Consider the following 19,311-nt stretch of genomic DNA (forward strand, 5'->3'; position numbering starts at 1 on the left):
AAATGCTAAAAGACCCTATAAATGAGAGAAGCAGAATGAATCAAAAGTAAAAAAAATGCAGAATAAACCTATTATAGCGGCATTCGATTTTGATGGGACCCTGACTTATCGAGACTCTCTCCTACCTTTTTTATTTTTTACCCATAAATATTTTGGTACTCTTCAAAAGCTCTTTTTGCTTCTTCCTAAATTTCTGGGGTTTGTCTTAGGCTTTGTGACGAGACAGGCCATAAAAGAGGCCATTGTGTCTAAATTTTTCAAAGGTTATTCTATCGAGAGGCTTACCGAATGGGGAGAAGCTTTTGCCACTCAAATATTGGATAGCAAAATTCGACCAGGGGCTTTTAAAAAAATTCGGTGGCATCTTGACCAAGGCCATCGTTGTATTTTGGTGAGTGCCAATTTAGAGATTTACCTACGCCCTTGGGCATATGCGCATGGCTTTTCTGACATTCTTGCTTCAGGTTTTGAGCTATCAAAGGAAGGGCAGATTACAGGAAAGCTAAAAGGTAAAAATTGCTGGGGCCCAGAAAAAACTCAACGGTTAGAGCAATTATTAGGCCTTAAGGAAAGCTATGTCCTTTATGCTTATGGAGATAGCCGAGGCGACCAAGAGTTATTGGAACTTGCAGATTATCCCTTTTATCGCGCTCTTTAATCTTCATCTCTAAATCGATAGCCAACACCTCGTACTGTCTCAATGCCATCAAAATTGGGGCCTAATTTTTTACGGAGCGCGGCAATGTGCACATCGATATTCCGATCGACGATAAAGGCATCGTCATTCTGTACATCATCCAGAAGCTGATTGCGAGTAAGAACTTTTCCCCGATTCATTAATAGGCGACGAAGAATGCCAAACTCAGAAAGGGTTAAGGCGATTGGCTTATCTTTATTCCGAATCGTATAGCGATCAACTTCCATGGTAAAAGAACCATAAGTTAGAATTCTTGGAGGCTTTTCGGTTTCTTTACCACGGCGCAAAACGGCACGCACTCTTGAGAACAAGACTTTAGGAGAAAAAGGTTTAGCTACATAATCGTCAGCTCCTAGTTCTAATCCTAGCACCACATCCAACTCTTCACTTTTTGCCGAAATCATGATCACAGGAATAGATTTTAACTCGGCAGAGGTTTTTATTTTACGGCAAACATCTAAACCGCTCATCCCTGGAAGCATAATATCTAAAATGACCAAGTCTGGCTTTTCACGCTCTATGGCGCGAAATCCATTTAAACCATCCATCTCTGTAATCATTTTATATCCTGAGATTTCGGCTTGTAATTGAATTAGAGCGGCAATGTCATCTTCGTCCTCAATCAGAAGAAGCGTGGGTTTTTGCATAATCAGTTGCTCCTGAGTCTTTAATTTTATTTGCAAGAATGTCAAATTTCACTTTATATAGCGTTTTATTATAAATGATTACCTGATTTCTCGAAATGACACAACGGGCTTACTATGGAAAATTAAGATGACTAAACATCTTATAATATGGTAACGTGACTTATTTTCTTTCAATTTTGGCTATTCTCATGCAACTTTCACGTCTTTTTAGAGGAACATTCATATACGGATTAGGGCAATTTTTAGCTCGACTTGTGACCTTTTTTTTACTTCCCCTTTATACCTCCTACCTTACGCCAGAAGATTATGGGATTTTTGGATCTTTAGCTGTTTTAGGAATGATGATGAATGGGCTACTCACCTTAGGTTTTGGAGGATCCTTTAGTAGAACGTATTGGGCATTAGAAAAAGAAGGGGAAAAGGGGGCTTTAGTGTGGACAGGTTTTTTAACTTTGCTTTTAAATGCCCTATTTTGGAATGGAATAGCTTATTGGTTGTCAGAGCGATTAAGTCTCTTACTGTTTGGCATTGCCGGCCACGCCTGGCCTGTGTTTTTGTCATTTTTCGGAATAAGCCTATCGGCCACGCTTTTTCCTTTATTAAGCTATTTTAGGATACGTGAAAGGGCCATTTTGTCTATTATGTTGTACCTTTCTGAGGTCATCGTTTCAATCGGAGCTACTCTATTTTTTGTGGTCTTTAAGAATGAGGGAGCTTTAGGTCTTGTTAAAGGGGCCTTATCTGCCCAATCATGGGCTTTTTTTATTACTCTCTGTGTAGCCTTACGTCAAATACCTCTTGGATTGCAATTTAAGCAGGTGCAGGAGCTCATTCAGGTGGGATATCCTTTTATTTTAGGCCTATTTGGATATTTTCTTTTGCAATCTTCTTCCAGATATATTTTGCATCTCTATGCCGATTTGAAAGTGGTAGGTTTATTTTGCGTGGGGTTATATTTTGCGCGTCCGGTTGAACTGGCGGTCAGCAGTTTTAATACAGCTTGGCAACCCTTTTTCACTTCCTATCTTCACCGCCAAGAAGAGGCGAAAGTTTTATTTGGCAAAGTGATGAGCTATTATTTAATGGGCATGGGTATCTTGATTGTACCGCTTTTTACCATGGCTAAAACTTTCACCCATTATATGCTGCATCCAGCTTATCATGGTACCTGGTCTATTATTGGTTTGCTAGGGATTTCACAGTCTTTATGGGGCGTGTATGTGATTTCTGCAGCTCCTTTTCTTTTTTACAAAAAATCTCTTTGGCAAGTTGCTGTGGAAACAGTAGCCGGTTTAACGTGCGTCTTGGCAAACTTTATGTTGATCCCTTTTTTAGAAAAAGAGGGGGCTGCCATGGCCACATTTTGTGGTTTTTTGATGGTGATTATCCTAAGCGTTACAGTGAGCAGACGTTTGTTAAAAGTCCAATATGAAACCAATCGCTTGATGAAAATTTTTGGGGGCTTTGCATTCACAGCAGCCGCTTCATTTATCCCTGTGAATTTTGGAGTGCCCTATATCGCCTTCATGTTTTTTATTACAGCTTTATACTATGCTTTTTTATGGAAAATATGTTTAAATCGGGCAGAAAAAACTGCCCTAATTTCTAAGATGAAGGGCCTCCTGGGAATTCGACAAAACTTAACGATGGCAAATCCATAAAAATGAGCGCAATGCCACTTCACGTTCTATGGCTACCTTCTTGGTACCCGATTGAAGAGAACCCACTCAAAGGCATTTTTTTTCAAGAGCAAGCTAAAGCTTTATATCAAGAAGGGGTAAATGTGGGGGTTATCTATCCCGAAGTTCGCCCTTTAAGGGATTGGAAATGGGCGCAGGGCCTAAAAAATTATTTTCAATCCTCTTTTGCTATAGAAGATCATATCCCCACTTATCGCCGACATGGTTGGAACCTTTTTCCCAAGATGATCAAGCAACAGATGCGCTTTTGGATCGCACAAGCGGATAGTTTGATGAAAAGATATGTGGCAAAACAGGGATTGCCTGCTCTTATTCATGCACATTCCGTTTTGTGGGGTGGGATTGCTGCCCAAGTGTTATCTAAGAAATGGAAAATCCCTTATGTGGTCACAGAGCATTTTACCGGCATTTTAAAAGAAAAACCTTTTAGTACGGGTTTAGAAGACTGCTGGAGCAAGCCTTATATAAGGGAAGCTTATCGGCATGCGACGTATGTTTTTTCAGTAGGAAGGGCTCTAAAAGTGGTCATTGAGAAGTGCGCCGGGAGAGAAGTGCAGGTGCTGCCTAATTGTTTTGATGCGGATTTTTTTACCTTGGCTTCTCAAGAAAAAAAACGGAGCCCTTTTCGTTTTTTTTGCCTTGCACATTTAACCGCAAACAAAAATTATCCTCTTCTGCTAAAGGCCTTTCAATTGGCTTATCAACATAATCCTCATATTTGCCTGGAGATTGGGGGGGCCGGAGAGTTAAAAAAGGGATTAGAACAAATGGCGCGCGATTATAAGATTGCTTCGGCTGTCCATTTTCTGGGTCCTTTATCTAGAGGGGAAGTGTTAAAAGCTATGCATCGAGCAAATGCTTTTGTCCTTCCCAGCAACTTTGAAACCTTTGGAGTGGTTTTGATCGAAGCTTTGGCAACAGGTTTGCCGCTCATCGCGACTCGCTGCGGTGGGCCCGAGGATATTGTGACAGAGGATGTGGGTATTCTGGTACCTTTGAATGATTCTCAGGCTCTGGCAGAGGCCATGAAAAACATTCAATATAATTGCTATGAACCTGAAGTTTTGCGCAACAGCGCTATCAATCGATTTAGCAGACAGGTTGTGACCCAAAAATTGATCCAATTTTATCGGTTTACTAGCTCAGGAAGTAATCATGAATATCCTTGTCATTTATGACTATTATGCGCCTCAAAAACTCAGGCAAACCTTTTCTGATTTTCTGGGTTGTTTTGGCAAGTATGCGAAGCAGCATGTGTATTACTGTAATTATGCCTATGGGATTCCCGCCTATTATTCTCAAATTGAGTTTGATCTCATCATTTTTCTCCATTTCTTCAGCATTCATTTCAGGATGAATGGGTTATCTTACGAAGATTACATTTCTCGTTTAAGCCTTATTAAAAAATCGAAAGCGATAAAAGTGATTTTCTCCCAAGATGAGTTTTTTGCTATGGATCGAATCAATCGATTTATTCAGGAATTTCAGATTGAAGGAGTATTTTCCGTGGCAGAAGAATCGGAGTGGCCCACCATTTATTACGGTATAGATCGATCCAAAGTTCGTTTCTATAAAAATTTAACGGGATATTTAGAAAACGACATTTGTGCAGTCATGAGCAGTTTAAGAAAAATTGTTCCTCACAAAGATATTGATATCGGCTATCGGGCTACTCGTGTACCGGCATGGCTGGGAAGGCAAGGTAAACTGAAAGTAGATATTGCTCCTATTGTTAGAGAGGCTGCCATTGCAAAAGGATTGACTGTCGATATTGCCACTGTCACAAAGGCTGAAGATTTTTTTCTAGGTTACGACTGGTATAAATTTATGTTGCGCTGCAAAGCCTTTATTGGCGTTGAAGGTGGAAGCAGTATTTTTGACAAGGATGGAAGTTTACGGAGTAAAGTCGATCAATATGTCAAGGCAAATCCCCATAAAAGTTTTGAAGAAATTGAAGCCGCTTGCTTTCCTGGTATGGAGGGCAATCTTGCTTTAGCTGCCTTATCACCAAGGCATTTAGAGGCTTGTGTGGCTAAGTGTTGCCAAATTCTAGTGGAAGGATCTTATGGAGGGATTTTAAAGCCAGGCATTCATTACCTGGAACTTAAAAAAGATTTTAGCAATCTGGATGAGGTATTAGAGTTAGTTCAAAAAGAGGACGTGAGAGAGGAATTGACAGAAAGGGCTTTTCAAGATGTGGTAGAGTCCGGACTGTATACCTATAAATCCTTCGTCGAAAAGGCTCTCCCAGATTGCTTAGCGATCAGGCCTTTCAATCCATCAAAGCGACACTCTTTTTTTTATCCAATTAACCAGTTTAGAGATTGGTTAACTTGGAAATTAATGCCTTGCGAATTTTATTTATTCAAAAAAATAAAAAAATGGCTGCCGCAAAGCTTCATCACAAGCTTAAAAACTTTTAGAAACCGAGGCCCTACTGTGTAAGCTTTTCTTGAATTAAGGGAAAGTGTATGTTCCCATTTAAGGGAATAGACAAAGGAATCAGTATGGAAGCTGGGTTGTGGATAGTTTTTATCAGTTTAATTGTTATCTTGCTCATTTTAGATTTAGGTGTTTTCCACCGAAATTCCCATGCGATTAGCACGCGCGAGGCACTCACATGGTCGTTTTTTTGGATCATGTTGGCTTTAGTTTTCAATGTTTTTATCTTCTTTCTGTATGAAAACCATTGGTTTAGAATGGGGTTAAATGAACCTATTCTAAAAGGAAAAGAAGCCGCTTTGCAATTTTTGGCCGGTTATGTGATTGAAAAATCGCTCAGTTTGGACAATATTGTAGTTATTGCCTTGGTTTTTAGTTATTTTAAAGTTCCATCGATTTACCAACACCGTGTGCTTTTTTGGGGAATATTAGGGGTTTTGGTTCTGCGATTAATCATGATTTTAGGAGGGATTGCTCTCGTTTCCCTATTTCATTGGATTAACTATATTTTTGGGGCTTTTCTCATATTTACCGCCATTAAAATGCTGGTTATTCAGCATGATCGCCTAGAAACTAAAAATAATTTATTAGTTAAGCTCGCTTATCGTTATTTTCCTATCACTTCAGAATTTCATGGAAATCGTTTTTTCGTGAGGAGCAAGGGACATTTGCAAATGACCCCTTTATTTTTGGTTTTACTTGTGATCGAAGGTTCAGATGTGCTTTTTGCGATTGATTCTATTCCTGCAATTTTTGCCGTTACCAAGGAACCCTTTATTATATTTACCTCAAATATTTTTGCAATTTTGGGATTGCGTTCCCTCTATTTTGCTTTAGCTAGCATGATGCAAAAATTTGCCTATCTGAAGGCAAGCTTAGCTTTATTAATGGCCTTTGTGGGAATGAAAATGTTGATGGCAAATTATTACCATATCCCTATTGGAGTTTCGCTTGCCATAATTGGTGGAATTTTATTCGTGGGCATTTTGGCCTCTATCTTTGCACAGGAAAGAGAGGGAGCTCCTTTCGCCTTATTTTTTGCGGGAGTGCAAGAGTCTTTGCTTCAAGTTATCATTAAACATGCCCGAAAAATGATCACCTTGGTGGTGGGGAGTACGATTCTTTTGATAGGGATTACCCTCCTCGTATTGCCTGGCCCCGCTTTTATTGTCATCCCCCTCGGGGTAGCCATCTTGGCAAAAGAATTCTTATGGGCGAAAAAATTGTATAAAAAAATTAAGGGGTATAGCAAACATTTCATAAATAAAGTTTCAGAGAGAATAACGAAAATGAAGGAGGATAAGTAAAGTAAACTTGCTTAGTTACAGCACTTCCAACTTCTTCCAAGCGCTTGAATTAATTGTAGGACGGCTACACAAGCTAAACCTTATAAATTATTAAAAATCATTTTTATCTCATGAATTTGGTGTTAAACCGGACACTCTCGGAATAAAATGTTAGGACCTTTTGAAAAAAGAGTGGAATAAAAATATTAAAAGCTATTTGGAATGGGGTATGAAAATAAATATCCGAAGGGATATTACGATGGCAGACATTATCATGAGATCAACCCCTAGCTGAGTCATAGGCCAATAATTCAGGATGACTTAGTTGAGATTGCTCTGCCAAGTCATCCATTCGCTCCACAAAACTAGAAAGTCGATTGGAGGCTCTTTTTAAAGTTTGACTCAAGGTATTGGGATTAGTCCAAACTTGTAAATGCTTTTTAGCCCTTGTCACAGCTGTGTACAGCACCTCTCGCCCAAACACTTCAGATCCCACAGGGAGCATGAGCAGGATTTGATCAAATTCACTTCCTTGGCTTTTGTGCACAGATAAGCAATACGCATATTCAAATTGAGGAAGAAGCAAAGCGGGAATGCGCCGAATTGTACCTGATCCATCGGTTGCTTTAGCGGGAAAAAGAGCATAATCTCCTGCTTGCAATCCTTCGCTTTTTCGCAGGCGTACTAGTACTCCAATTTCCCCATTATACAACTCCGCTTGATGGTCATTTTTGATAAGTAAAATAGGAGCGACAAAGGGGGAGGTAGGGGGATGGTTTTGCATAAACTTTTCTAAAAGAAGGTGATTGAGTGCCTCAATTCCTAAAGGGCCTTTTCTTAAAGGAGATAAAATGCGAAAGCGATTAAACATCCTCAAAAGATCTTCAGGAGGCGTGTGTGTGATATTCCCAAACGAAAAAAGAGAAGCCGTTTTTTCTAAAAAAAAGGAATAAAAATGGGAAAGAGAAATTTTTTCATCAAAATAGACTTTTTCAATCCCTTGGGAATGTTCATTCTCGAGAAGGGAGAGGGCATTTGCGGTATCTCCTCTTTTCACCGCTTCTGCAAACTCTAAAATTCCTTTCAATTCAGCTCTTAAACAGGTTTTTAGCTCGATGACTTGATCGGCGTATTCCGGTTTGCTTTGCATGTAGGCGCGCAGATCTCTAAACGGGCTGCCAATCCCCACTGCGGGCAGCTGATGGTGATCTCCTAACAAGATTAATTTGGCAGAGGGCTTGAGAGAAGAGAAAAGTTGGATCATCATGGGCAGGTCAATCATAGAACTTTCATCGACCAGGATAAGATCTGCAGCCAGGGGGGAGAAGCTTCTTTTTTTTGTATATTTGTAAGGAGTTATTTGGAGAAGTGCGTGCAAAGTTTTAGCTTTAGGAATTTTCCAATTTGCAAGATCTTCGGTCGCTTTAGCGAGACTATTTTGTAGATTAGAAGCTGCTTTGCCAGTTGGGGCTGCTAGGGCAATTTGAAAGGCTTTTTGCTTATCAATCGGTAAATGATTCCATAAAATTTTAATCAATTGCCCTGCCGTGTAAGTTTTACCTGTGCCGGGTCCTCCGCAAATGAGAAGCAAATTTTGTTGAGCGGCTTTGAGCACGGCTTGTGCTTGTTCAGGAAGCAGTTTCTGCGAGAGAAGCATATGGGAAATTTCATGTTCGATAGCATGCTGATTCCCCCATGGTTGAGGGAAAGTAAGAGCTTTTTTAACGCAATCAATCCAGAGGGTTTCTTGTTGCCAATGTTTTTGCAAATAGTAAGAGCAATCTTTTTGATAAATCACGTGTGGTAAGGAGCCTGAAAGGTTTTGTACTCCTTCTGGGATTAGAGCTGACAGTTTAAGGAGAAGCGGATCCAGCGCGCTTTTTTGATGAGGCTCTCCAAGCCAAATATCATCGATTGAAGGGGTAATAAAACCTGGCTTAACGGAAATACAGAGATGCCCATGTTGAGTGGATAAAAGAAGGTGGCAAATAAAAGCCGCAGAAGCCTCATTTTCTACGAGAAGCTTGGCAACTGCGTAAACTTCATAGGGAAGGGCTTCTTGTTCTAATAAAGCATTTAAAATAGACCAATGGGAAACTATTTTTAGCATGTAAAATTTCCTTCTGGTAAGGCATAACAGCCAAAGAATTGATTATTTTCGCTATGCAGTCCTCTAAGAAATAAGTAGTAGATCCCTCCGAAATCCCTTTCAAAATTGAATTGATTGAACAGCTGAAGGTAGCGCTTTAAGGATTCTACATAAATAGTACTTTGTAGGTGGTAATGGTGGGTTTGCATGGCTTTTTGTAAAGAGGTTGGCGAATAAGCTTCTAAGTTAGGCCCTAACCAGTTTGATTTCCAGTCTATAATATAAAATTTGCCAGCATGCTCAAACATTAAGTCGATGATACCTTTGAGATAACCTTTAGGAATATTTGGATCTAACAACTCTTTTTCGCAAGGATAAAGAAACTCGATCTCTCTAAATATTTTAGAAGGGTGAACCTCAGCTAGGGAAAAGCAAGAATCTTTAAACGGTAGAGGCATTTTTAAAGCTCTCATTAAAATTTCCGCTAAAACCTGTTCCCAAGCTTGAAATTCCGTATGCTGAACAAAAGGTGAGATCCAAGCTGATAAATCTGCCGAACAGTGGATATCGTGTGCTTTTTCAAATGAAAATTTTTCTAAGAGTTCGTGTAGGAGAAGGCCGGTTTTATTTCCTGCAGGAAGGGTATGAGGGTTTTTGTTCAAGGCCTCAAAGTCATGGGGAGGGGACTCAACCCATTCAGGGGTGATTTGGTCCATTTGTTTAGAGATTTGGGAAAAAGACGAAATGGCCGTCATTTCAGAAGCAATGTGAATCTGTGGAGGAGGTATAAGTATAGGGGACGCGATTTTATTTTGAACAGGAGAAGAAACTAATGCACTTGTTTCAGTATAAGTTATTGAAATAGAGCTGCTTAATGATTTGATAAAAGGAATTAGAGCTTGAGAGGGCCTCGCATGAATCCTTTGGTATAACTCTTCATACGAACAGGCAGCGCGCCCTAGCTTTGCTAGGAAAATTTCCATAGCAGAAGCACAGCCATAAGCGACTTTTCGTTCATAATTGCTTGTGGCTGCCACGTATAAGCGGTATTTAGCGCGCGTAAAAGCTACATATAACTGGCGCATTTTCTCTGCATCTAATTCTTGGCAATAGTCTATATAACGGGGATCTTGAACATCAAAAACCAGCTCCAAATTCGGTTGTGAAGAGGATTTAAATTGGGGGATCAACTGAGAGGGAACTTGGTTTTTTTTAATTAAACCGAGGACAAAGACAATTTCGAATTCCAGTCCTTTACTAGAATGCAAAGTGAGAATTTGGACAGCTTGTTGATGCATATCGGCTTGTTTGTAAAGCCTTTTGTCGTCGTTAAGTTTTAAGAGGGGAAACTCATCTAGAAAAGCGATTAAACCTTCAGGAGGGCAGTGGGTTTCATGCTGTTTTTGAATAAGGAGTTCTGCAATTTGGCTGAGCTCCTCTAAAAAGTCGGACCCATTTTCTTGTTGTAAAATTTTTTCGATGAGTGCCTGCTTATTTTGAAAGAGAGGGTGATGCATCAGGGCTTGATAAAAAGCTATAAACCCTTCTTTGAGAAGTTTTTTGCGTAGAAAATAGATTTCCGATAACGTTTTTTCATAGAAAAAGGGATCTTCTAGCTTAAGAATCTCCTCATGGTTCCATCCGAAGATCTTTCCACCTAAAGCTATCTTTAGCGAGCTGCTGTGCCGGGCGTATAAAATGCCATACAATAGCTCTTGCCAGTATTGAACTGCTGGAGAGTCTGCGAGGTTGCTCTGCCTTTGTGTCAAAGAGGGGATGTTCATTTTTTTTAAATAGTCAGATAGACGCTGAGCCTGATAACGGTCAGCAACAAGTACTGCAAAATCTTGGTATTTAAAGACACTTTGTTGGCAGAGTCTGTGGATCTCCTGGGTAATAAAAGGAAAATAAACATTCTCTTCCAAGCTATCTAGAGAAGGCTTTTCCTGAGCGCTTAAAATAAAATGGATGGCTCCCATTTCATCTGTCAGCCTTTTATCAAAAATCTTGTCCGCAGCTTGCACCTGTTGGTAATTTAATGTTTTTTGCCATTTTGGCAAAAAAATCAAGTCAGGAGTGTTTGCTTGAGAAAAAAGGGTATTAAGTCCTTGGACTAATAAAGGATGGGACCGGTAATTGGTGGCCAGTGAAACTCGATGTTCATTTCCAATTGCTTGAGCTGCTGAAAGATAGGTATAAATATCAGCTTGTCTAAACGCATAGATGGATTGTTTAGGATCTCCGACCAGATAGAGATAGCCCGTATAATCTTCATGGAGAAAAAGGGTTTCAAAAATTTTCCATTGAACCGGATCGGTATCCTGAAATTCATCAATTAAAGCAGCCTTATATTGGCTGCGGATATTTTCTGCAAAGGCCTGATCTTGCAAGGCCTGTAACATGTTATGCAGCAAGTCATCGAACCTGAATTTCTCTTCTTGTTGTTGGTAATATTTCAGGAATTTTTGACAATCATAGGCGAGTTTGGCAAATGTACTTAAAGGTTGAACGAGAGGCTCTAGGTGTTGTTTAAGCAAGGAGCACAAATTGGGTAAGGTTAAGGCAGGCATCTGTGTGGAAAGCGCTTTTTGGGTTAAGGCGGAAGGATCGAATGCTTTAACTAAGAATAATTGATCTTCAATGATTTTTTCATAATCTTGCAGAGACCAGTCTTCTTGGTCGAAAAGCGTGGCAAAGCATTGGATTTTAGAAAGGATCTCAGGTTTTACCCTTTTTTGCCTGTCCATCATCCCTTTATAAAGGGGAGCTAACACATAAAAATCCTTTAAAATTAAATGAGAGCAAAATCCTTCCTTTTTTAGAAGGAGCATAGCATTTTTAAACAATTCAAATTGCTCTTCAAAACTTGGGGAGGAGGCTAAAGGAATCCCCTGTGTTATCACTTTAGCGAGCTCATTTTCTAATTTTTCAATCGAGTGATCATAATGTTTAAGCAAAAATTGAAAATGTACCTGGCCGTAAATATGAGGCTTAAGCTCCGTGCGGAAAAAATTGCGGATAATGTGGATAATTTCAGCGTGGGAAAGAGTTTCTTTTTCTGCCAGAGCATGTAAAGACAAATCTCCTTCGAAAAAATAAGTGCGAAGCGTTCTCAAACAGAAGGAATGAATCGTAAAAATTTGCGCTTGATCGTATTCAAAAAGGGCGTACTCTAAACGTTTTTTTGCCGTTCTGATTTCTTCTTCGCTTGCTTCTTGAAAGGCTTTTAAATAATCTGGAGCTTCCTGTAAGTCTGCATAGGAAGGATGAAGCAAGCTGTGCAGAAACAGTCGAGCTTTTTCAAGGTTCTCTCGTATACGTACCTTTAGATCATGAGTAGAAGCTCGGGTAAAGGTTACCACAAGAATTTCTTGAATACTTACAGGCGGGCTTTCCACAAGAAGGCGCACAATAATGTTTTCAATAGAAAATGTTTTACCCGTTCCTGCTGAGGCTTCTAAAACATGATGTTGATGGATATTAAGGTGTCTATCTAAGACATCAAACATCGCTCTCTCCTTTCCGCTTTGAGGAGTACCAATTTGAGTAAATAGGAGAAAAATAAGTAGTTGCCACTTCTCGCCATTCTGAGATTAAGGAAGAGTAGTCCAGTTCGTTATTTCCTCTTGTTATCCAATCGACATATTCATTAAAAAGAGTAAAATGGCCTGTCAGGCTTTTTTGGATCTTTGTTTGACACGAAGCGGGATTTTCAACCATCTCAGGTATCCATTGAGGAAGAAGAGGGGAAATATGGGTCTGGCAGATAAAATAATAATCTAAAAATTGCTCCAACAAAGAAAAGGGATGCTCAAAAAAGGGGGTTTTAATGCTACCGCTTTTTGCGAAAATGAGATGAGTTCCAAAAATGTTTGGATGGATTTTTGCTAAGCAATTCAAAATAAGATAGGCGGGCCAAGCTTTAATAACTTCTCTTTTTTCATCTCGAATAAAAGCTAAAAGGCCTTGAGGGGTGACTTCTGGGATAACTCCGATGATTTTAATTTTTTTATTTGAGTGATAGTCAAATTCCAAAGGAGGGAAAAGCCAGCAAGTGGGATGAATGTGTGTAGGTTGTGAAACGGCCTCTGTTAACTCTATTTGAAAGATATGCTCTAAGTTCACACCACAATTCAGCAAGGATGTTTTAGTTTGTTCAATTTCTTTTTTTAATAGATCCACAGCAAGTGTTTTAAAATAACCAGAAGGAAGGCATCCTTTTACCTCATTTTGCAAAAGCAGCGTTTCTAAGGGAAATTTTAGAGCTTCTCTTTTTAAAGAAGCTTTAAAAAGAGAGGTCAGGCAAAAAAAGTCATCGCTGGGAATTTTTCGCGCGTCTTCTTTTTCTAAATAGATTCCTAATTTTTTGTTGAAATAGTGTTCAAATGGATTGCGAGTAAGGGCTGTAAGCTGTTTAATTTCAATTAGGTGTTCTTCTTCATGGTTAATAGAGGGAGCAGGTAAAGAAAGAAACCTGGGAATAAAATGATGTTTAGGGGTTTTTTCTGCGGATAAGTTTGCTTTAGCGGCATGATAATTTTCTTGAGAAAAACTGCTAATAGGAGAATAAGGGTCTGTAAAGTAATGGCAGGCATAGGCATGAAAAGGATGTTTAATGAAACATTGCTTAGATGGAGGGCTATTTCCTAAGCGATAACTTTTATCCATATAACTGAGCAGCTCTTGAACAAGGAGAGAAGGAGGGTGTTCTTTTCCATCGGGTGAAATTGCTTGGTAGCTTAGTAAAAGATACTCTCTAGCAGAAATTAAGGTTTCTAAAAATAAATATCTGTCAAAATCTACTTGCGAAGGGGCGTAATCTGCCAAAGGGTGGCGGGCTAAAAGATGGAGGGAAGATTCGGGCAAAAAGCGAGGAAAAGCCCCTTCTTCTAAGCCCATGAGAGCTATTCCTTTTGAAGGGATAGCTCTCATAGGAAGCATAGAGCAAAATTTAACAGCTCGTAAGGATGTTTCTGAGTAAGAAACCGTTTCTTTTTTGAATAAAGAGACGAGTAAGGGGCGAATTGTTTGGAAAGAAAAGGAATGGTGAGGGAGAAAATCTTTAAGAAAACTTTTAAGCAGGATTTCGAGTAAATCTTTGTGTTCGGAATTTTCTGGAAGTAAGTAAAAGTTAGCTAGATTTTGTAAGTAAGCTCCCCATTCTTGAATTGTGCGGCTGGAGTTATCAGAGAGAGGTTTTAAATCTTGGTAGAGAGAGCGGACAAGGTAAATCCAATTTCCTAAAAGAGAGCCTTGCGTATTTTCAACAGGAAAAGTTGTAAGGTCTTCGCCTACAACAAATCCTTTTAAAAGCATCTGGAAACCATGTTCCCAAGTACCCGCCGGATTTTCATCTACGAGAGTTTGAGGACAGTGTTCCTTTTTTAAAACTGCTTTTCGATGAGAAACGTCCATTCCCCATCGAATACCGGTTTCTTTAATCCACATTCTAATTTGATCAATATCTTCAAATTCAAGCCCCCACTTATTTCGAAAAGGGAGGTAATCAAATAAGGTTAATAAAGTCAGGGTATCCCAGCGCGAGCTGGATAACTTAAGCAGATGTAAAAAACTTTGAATATAGAGATTTTGTTCGGGTAGCTCGGCATCCATAATTTGGTAAGCAAGGGGGCTATTTGGATGACCGAATACCATTTTGATAAAAGGAGTATATAAGCGGATATCGGGAGCCATGACGATCCATTCATTAGGAAAAATGGGATCTTCTGTCGAAGCGCGGTAAATGGTACGAATTAAATTGTCATGCAAAATTTGCACTTCCCGCAAAAGAGAAGGAGCTGCATGGATTTGAATAGAGGAATCGTTTTCAGTTAAAGCTAAAGGAGAAGATAGCTCAGGATTTCTAAAAAGAACCATGTCGGCTTGTATAGCCTGAAGCAGGCTTAAGCAATCCTTATGGGGAGAATGGAGAAGAAGTTCAGGGGTAATTTTTTCCTCGTAACAATCAAAGCCTCGCACGCACGCTGGTAGAGTATAACATGCAACTGTCTGGGCATTAGAATCCTCAATAGCAATAGCCATCTCGCGACCTAGACGCCCAAAGTTTGCTAGCAAAGGGTTTTTATCTCTTAGAAGCTCTTCTAAAGCAACTTGCTGGGCTTCAGAAGCTTCTTGTTTTTTCCAATATAGCTGCATTTTTTTGCTTTCTTTATCAGAGTAAATATCGCTCCAAAATGCTTCACAAGGAGATAATAAATAAAATGAAACAGCCACGGTTTTTGCGATTTTTTCAAAAAAATTTTGGTATAACCTGGGGAGATAGCTCATAGCAAATAGATGCACTTGTAACTGGTCGGTGGGTGCTTCTGGAATAGCAGCTCGGGTGAGAAATTGATAAGGATAGGTCCAATTGTAGGAATTGCCTTCTTTAAATAGGCGTTTCCATAAGTAGGCTTGCCAGCAAGAAGAAGGGGCTTGCTCCCATAACGCTAAAGCCTCTCCTCCCGATATGCCGTATTCTAAAAACAGGCTAGCTAGCTTTTCTACTAAAGCGATAAGCCTTTTCTCCCCTTTTTGAGGTAAAAAATTTAGAGAAGGATCAAATTTCAAGTAGTTAAACAAGGGTTTCCAAAGTTTTACTTCTTCACAGCTCAAGGAGGAGTAATTCATTAACGCCTGCCGAATTTCAACTTCTAGAGCTAAGGTTAATTCAAAAGAAGAGGGATGCTTTGCAGGGGGTTGATTGCTTGCAAGCAGGTGGTATAAACGTTGTATCCCTTGATCTAAGTAGAGGATCTCAAATCCCATGGCAATGCCAAATTCTTCTGCCATTTTAAACATGATCCACGACTTCATAGCCGGGCTTGGCACAATAATGAGGCGCTGGCAAAAAGGCTGCCCTTCGATTAATTGTTGCTTCAAAGGATGAATAAGCAACTCAGCTTGGTTGCTAAAGAATACGCGGTGTTCAGGTTGATGAAACATAGTTTTCCCGGAAATATAGAGGTTTTATCATAAACATTGAATGATTAAAAACCAATTTTCTCCGCAAAGAAATGCAGAATGATTTCCCGATTGTTAAGGATTTTTAATTTACACAAATAATGCCATTTATTATTTTGAAGGAATAAAAGCATCGAGTGATTTACACTCACAATAAATTTGGATATCTTTTTTCGATTACTTCTCAACGGCGTATTTGGACCGCGTATCAAAGTTACAAGTAAGTTAGCTAGTTATAGTTTTATTAAACCTTTTACAAGGAGATAAAAATGAAATCTAAATTACTTATTCTTCCCCTTCTTTCATTGGTGTTAGTGGCATGTGAACAACAAGTTAGCAAGCCTCCTCCTAAGCCGCCTGTCCAGAATAATGAGACAATATTAGACAATCGGACGGCAGATACACATCGCAATGGACGAGAACCTCCCTACCCAAAATCGACAAGGGAGGCTGACAATACAGCCCGTAATTTGCGCGATCGAAATGGTGGCACTTTGACCCCTTTTGATCAGCCAGAAAGCGAAGCTGATCGTACAATTTTGCAAAACATTCGCAAAGCGTTAGTTGGAGACCGTGATTTGTCTACCTATGCAAAAAATATTAAGATTATAAGCGTGAACGGGGTGGTAACCTTACGAGGCCCTGTAAAGAGTGTGGCTGAGAAAGAAGCCATTGAGAGAATTGTTTCACGGATTCCTGGAGTTAAACAAGTAGATAATCAGCTTGAAGTACTTCAAGAGAGTGAAAGATAACTTAATTAAAAATTTAATTTTGGAGGTTCTCATGTCAAAAGCAGTATTTGGTCTTGCTAAAAATGAAAGCCAAGCGCAAAGGATCGTGCAAAAATTGCAAGAGTGGGGATTTGCCCCAGGGGAAATTTCTGTGCTTTATGCAGATCGCAAGGATGAGGGGAAAGCGGTAGGAGCTGTTCCGGAGAAAGGGGGCGTGGGACATGAAAAGCACACTAAAGCGCCTGAAGGGGCAACGACAGGCGCTCTTTCAGGAGGGATTATTGGTGGTTCGTTAGGAATGTTGGCTGGAGCAGGCGCGTTAGCGATTCCAGGGCTAGGCCCTTTTATTGCAGCGGGGCCTATTATGGCCGCGTTAGCTGGTAGTGGCTTGGGAGGCTCTCTGGGGATGTTGATTGGAGCCTTGGCAGGGATGGGGATTCCCGAGTATGAGGCCAAAAGATATGAAGATAGCTTAAGGGCTGGAGGCATATTAATCAGTGTACATACAGACGACGCGCAAGACGTAGATCGAGCTTTTGAACTTCTTAAAAAAGAAGGCGCCGAAGATCTCTCTATTTCCTTTGAAAAAGGAGGAGATTCAAGTGATTAGAAGAAGGTTGAAAACATTTTAAAACATTTTCAACCTTTTGTTTGCTTAGGAGGTTTATTAATGGGAAGGATGATTCTCTTATGGTTATTGGGGATACCCCTTTCTATTTTAATTGTTCTAAAGCTTATAGGGATCATTTAAATAGGAGGATAATATGGTTCAAAATGCATTTTATAAGCTGTTTTTAAAAGAAATAAGCGATTTGTATAGTGCAGAAAAACAATTGGTGGAAGCATTGCCGAAAATGGCGCAAGCTGCCACCACTCCAGAGTTAAAGGAAGCTTTTGAGCATCACTTAAGTGAAACGGAAAATCAAGTGGCAAGGCTGGAAAATATTTTTTCCATGTTGAATGAGAACCCTTTAAAAGAAAAGTGTGAAGCGATGGAAGGGTTAATTATGGAGGCCAATAAAGTCATTCAAAATGAAACTCCCTCGGTCGTAAAGGATGCTGCCTTAATTGGGGCGGCCCAAAGGGTTGAGCACTATGAGATTGCAGGGTATGGGGTTGCTAAAACTTTTGCAATCCAGCTAGAGCTGTATGAAATTGCTGAGCTGCTTAAAGAAACTTTAGCGGAAGAAGGAAATGCAGATAAGCATTTAACCATGATTGCTGAAGGAGGTTTTTTTACGGCAGGCATTAATAAGCGCGCAAAAGATATTTCATAACTTAAGAGAGTTAATATTACCTACTAGTCTCTAACTAATAAGGGGGTTGTTATGATTAATAAAGATATCCTTCAAGGGCAATGGAAGCAAATTGTAGGAAAAATCAAAGAAAAATGGGGAAAATTCACGGAGGATGAATTAACAAAAATCAATGGCCGTCGTGACATACTTATAGGAAAGCTACAAGAAAAATATGGAATGGCAAAAGAAAGAGCAGAAAAAGAAGTTCACGATCTAGAAGAATCCTTTAGTCGTTTACAGGAAGAAAATGAAAGTCGTTCTTCTGATTCGTTAAAACGTCAATTCTAATTTGCATGAACAAGGGGGAGAAAAGGGAATTTTTCTTCCCCTTAATTTTTCTCATTTTCTTTGGGATTTAAAACTTGAGAAAACTGAATGTAGATCTCTCTCAAAAATACATATAGAGGGGTTATCCACAGAGGCCCTGTAACTCCAAATAGGGAGAAGCTGGCCACTATTAATAAAATAAGGGTGAGAGGATGAACGTCTAGACGTTTCATCATGACATGGGGGGTTATCAAGTTGGCTTCAAGGACGTGAATAGAAATCATTACTGCAGCAGTGCTCGCGCCCATTAAATAGCTAGACGTTAAGCCGACGAGAGTAGGAGGAATAATAGCGATAAGGGTGCCTAAATAAGGAATTAAGCTTAATAAAAAGGTTAACGATGCCATAAAAATAAGATTATCTACCTGGATGATGGATAAACCTACGAATGCCATCAAAGAGACAACCAAAGCTACAAGAACTTGCCCATTAAAAAAATTTAAAAGAGTTTTATCTAACTGATAAAAAATCTTTTTACACCTCGGTTGATAAGTTGAGGGGATCATTTGCATTGTCCACCCATAAAATTTTTGATCATCTTTTAGGAGATAAAAAAGACAAAAGGGGGTGACGACAAAAATAGAAGCGAGGTGGGTAATCGTAGTCAGGATGAGATAAGTATTCGAAAAAATAAATTGCTGTGTCTTTTCTAAGAGGTGGGTGAGGAGCGATTTAATTTCCTCATATGAATACATATTCAAATTGAAAATACTGATAAAATTCAGCGTAGCATCTTTAGCTTCTTCTAATTTTTGGGCAGGCGAAACGGCCATTTGCTGAAGAGAGGTGATAATGGTGGGAACAACAAAAGTGGCAATGCTCGCAACAATCCCTCCTAAAATAACAAATACGGTGCACATTGCAAGAGCGAAAGGAATATGGTGGGCTATCATGAACCGTACAAGCGGTCTAAACATGTAGTAAAGCACAACTCCTAAAATGAGGGGGCTAAAGAAAGAGGCGATAAATTGAACAATCGGATAAAAAAAAGGCAATAGCTGAACGCTCAGAAAGAGGATAAGTAACCCTAAAATGACTTTTACAGCATATCTGATAAAAGAGGAAGTGTACCACATGCATTTAACTTATGACAGAATGGAATAATTGACAATCTTTTTTAATCCTTAAATT

General features: G+C 39.5%; 14 protein-coding genes. 9 read left to right on the forward strand and 5 right to left on the reverse strand.

The annotated features are described in order from the left end of the window. Positions 1-55 precede the first annotated feature (55 nt). Positions 56-658, forward strand: coding sequence for an HAD-IB family hydrolase (locus PARA125_RS02300; RefSeq protein ID WP_213157099.1), 603 nt, complete (start codon positions 56-58; stop codon positions 656-658). Here PARA125_RS02300 and PARA125_RS02305 read toward each other — a convergent pair. Next, complete coding sequence (locus PARA125_RS02305) at positions 655-1,344, reverse strand: response regulator (RefSeq protein WP_213157100.1); 690 nt, start codon at positions 1,342-1,344, stop codon at positions 655-657. The genes PARA125_RS02300 and PARA125_RS02305 overlap by 4 nt on opposite strands. 188 nt (positions 1,345-1,532) lie before the next feature. On the opposite strand from PARA125_RS02305, the gene PARA125_RS02310 reads away from it, so the two are divergent. Genes PARA125_RS02310 through PARA125_RS02325 form a run of 4 tightly spaced genes read left to right on the forward strand, consistent with a single transcriptional unit; the run spans position 1,533 to position 6,793 of the window. Next, positions 1,533-3,005: a lipopolysaccharide biosynthesis protein gene (locus tag PARA125_RS02310; RefSeq protein ID WP_213157101.1), complete on the forward strand. Its 1,473-nt coding sequence runs from the start codon at positions 1,533-1,535 to the stop codon at positions 3,003-3,005. An 11-nt stretch (positions 3,006-3,016) separates the two neighbouring features. Further along, the gene (locus PARA125_RS02315; protein ID WP_249274132.1) at positions 3,017-4,222 is read left to right on the forward strand and encodes a glycosyltransferase; all 1,206 of its coding nucleotides are present in this window, start codon (positions 3,017-3,019) and stop codon (positions 4,220-4,222) included. Then, positions 4,200-5,489 (forward strand): hypothetical protein, encoded by a 1,290-nt coding sequence (locus tag PARA125_RS02320; RefSeq protein ID WP_213157103.1) that lies wholly within the window; start codon positions 4,200-4,202, stop codon positions 5,487-5,489. The genes PARA125_RS02315 and PARA125_RS02320 overlap by 23 nt, the downstream gene beginning before the upstream one ends. Before the next feature lie 26 nt (positions 5,490-5,515). Further along, positions 5,516-6,793 (forward strand): TerC/Alx family metal homeostasis membrane protein, encoded by a 1,278-nt coding sequence (locus tag PARA125_RS02325; RefSeq protein ID WP_249274133.1) that lies wholly within the window; start codon positions 5,516-5,518, stop codon positions 6,791-6,793. A 259-nt stretch (positions 6,794-7,052) separates the two neighbouring features. Here the strand turns inward: PARA125_RS02325 and recD are convergent, their stop codons facing one another. The 3 genes from recD to PARA125_RS02340 are packed head-to-tail and all read right to left on the reverse strand — an operon-like array spanning position 7,053 to position 15,806. Beyond that, positions 7,053-8,882: an exodeoxyribonuclease V subunit alpha gene (gene recD / locus PARA125_RS02330; protein ID WP_213157104.1), complete on the reverse strand. Its 1,830-nt coding sequence runs from the start codon at positions 8,880-8,882 to the stop codon at positions 7,053-7,055. Then, the gene (locus PARA125_RS02335) at positions 8,876-12,370 is read right to left on the reverse strand and encodes a UvrD-helicase domain-containing protein (protein ID WP_213157105.1); all 3,495 of its coding nucleotides are present in this window, start codon (positions 12,368-12,370) and stop codon (positions 8,876-8,878) included. The genes recD and PARA125_RS02335 overlap by 7 nt, the downstream gene beginning before the upstream one ends. Then, on the reverse strand, positions 12,363-15,806 hold the full coding sequence (locus PARA125_RS02340; protein WP_213157106.1) for an exodeoxyribonuclease V subunit gamma: 3,444 nt from the start codon (positions 15,804-15,806) through the stop codon (positions 12,363-12,365). Before PARA125_RS02340 ends, PARA125_RS02335 begins: the two co-directional genes overlap by 8 nt. 287 nt (positions 15,807-16,093) lie before the next feature. On the opposite strand from PARA125_RS02340, the gene PARA125_RS02345 reads away from it, so the two are divergent. The 4 genes from PARA125_RS02345 to PARA125_RS02360 all read left to right on the forward strand — a co-directional run bounded on the left by PARA125_RS02345 (position 16,094) and on the right by PARA125_RS02360 (position 18,141). After that, entirely contained in the window at positions 16,094-16,576 is a 483-nt protein-coding gene (locus PARA125_RS02345; RefSeq protein ID WP_213157107.1) for a BON domain-containing protein, read from the forward strand. Between the two features lie 31 nt (positions 16,577-16,607). Next, a complete protein-coding gene (locus PARA125_RS02350) occupies positions 16,608-17,165 on the forward strand; it encodes a hypothetical protein (RefSeq protein WP_213157108.1) in 558 nt (185 codons plus the stop codon). A 154-nt stretch (positions 17,166-17,319) separates the two neighbouring features. Beyond that, on the forward strand, positions 17,320-17,832 hold the full coding sequence (locus PARA125_RS02355; RefSeq protein ID WP_213157109.1) for a ferritin-like domain-containing protein: 513 nt from the start codon (positions 17,320-17,322) through the stop codon (positions 17,830-17,832). 54 nt (positions 17,833-17,886) lie between these two features. Beyond that, complete coding sequence (locus PARA125_RS02360) at positions 17,887-18,141, forward strand: CsbD family protein (protein ID WP_349305666.1); 255 nt, start codon at positions 17,887-17,889, stop codon at positions 18,139-18,141. Positions 18,142-18,182: 41 nt separating this feature from the next. Here the strand turns inward: PARA125_RS02360 and PARA125_RS02365 are convergent, their stop codons facing one another. Next, positions 18,183-19,256 carry an AI-2E family transporter gene (locus PARA125_RS02365; RefSeq protein ID WP_213157111.1) on the reverse strand — a complete coding sequence of 358 codons (1,074 nt, stop codon included), beginning with the start codon at positions 19,254-19,256 and terminating at the stop codon, positions 18,183-18,185. Between the last annotated feature and the right edge of the window lie 55 nt (positions 19,257-19,311).

This window comes from Parachlamydia sp. AcF125, from assembly GCF_018342475.1.
Classification (GTDB): domain Bacteria; phylum Chlamydiota; class Chlamydiia; order Chlamydiales; family Parachlamydiaceae; genus Parachlamydia.

Coding starts and splice junctions, on each gene's coding strand:
- PARA125_RS02300 (WP_213157099.1), top strand. CDS start 56: ATGCAGAATAAACCTATTATAGCGGCATTCGATTTTGATGGGACCCTG.
- PARA125_RS02305 (WP_213157100.1), bottom strand. CDS start 1,344: ATGCAAAAACCCACGCTTCTTCTGATTGAGGACGAAGATGACATTGCC.
- PARA125_RS02310 (WP_213157101.1), top strand. CDS start 1,533: ATGCAACTTTCACGTCTTTTTAGAGGAACATTCATATACGGATTAGGG.
- PARA125_RS02315 (WP_249274132.1), top strand. CDS start 3,017: ATGCCACTTCACGTTCTATGGCTACCTTCTTGGTACCCGATTGAAGAG.
- PARA125_RS02320 (WP_213157103.1), top strand. CDS start 4,200: ATGAATATCCTTGTCATTTATGACTATTATGCGCCTCAAAAACTCAGG.
- PARA125_RS02325 (WP_249274133.1), top strand. CDS start 5,516: ATGTTCCCATTTAAGGGAATAGACAAAGGAATCAGTATGGAAGCTGGG.
- recD (WP_213157104.1), bottom strand. CDS start 8,882: ATGCTAAAAATAGTTTCCCATTGGTCTATTTTAAATGCTTTATTAGAA.
- PARA125_RS02335 (WP_213157105.1), bottom strand. CDS start 12,370: ATGTTTGATGTCTTAGATAGACACCTTAATATCCATCAACATCATGTT.
- PARA125_RS02340 (WP_213157106.1), bottom strand. CDS start 15,806: ATGTTTCATCAACCTGAACACCGCGTATTCTTTAGCAACCAAGCTGAG.
- PARA125_RS02345 (WP_213157107.1), top strand. CDS start 16,094: ATGAAATCTAAATTACTTATTCTTCCCCTTCTTTCATTGGTGTTAGTG.
- PARA125_RS02350 (WP_213157108.1), top strand. CDS start 16,608: ATGTCAAAAGCAGTATTTGGTCTTGCTAAAAATGAAAGCCAAGCGCAA.
- PARA125_RS02355 (WP_213157109.1), top strand. CDS start 17,320: ATGGTTCAAAATGCATTTTATAAGCTGTTTTTAAAAGAAATAAGCGAT.
- PARA125_RS02365 (WP_213157111.1), bottom strand. CDS start 19,256: ATGTGGTACACTTCCTCTTTTATCAGATATGCTGTAAAAGTCATTTTA.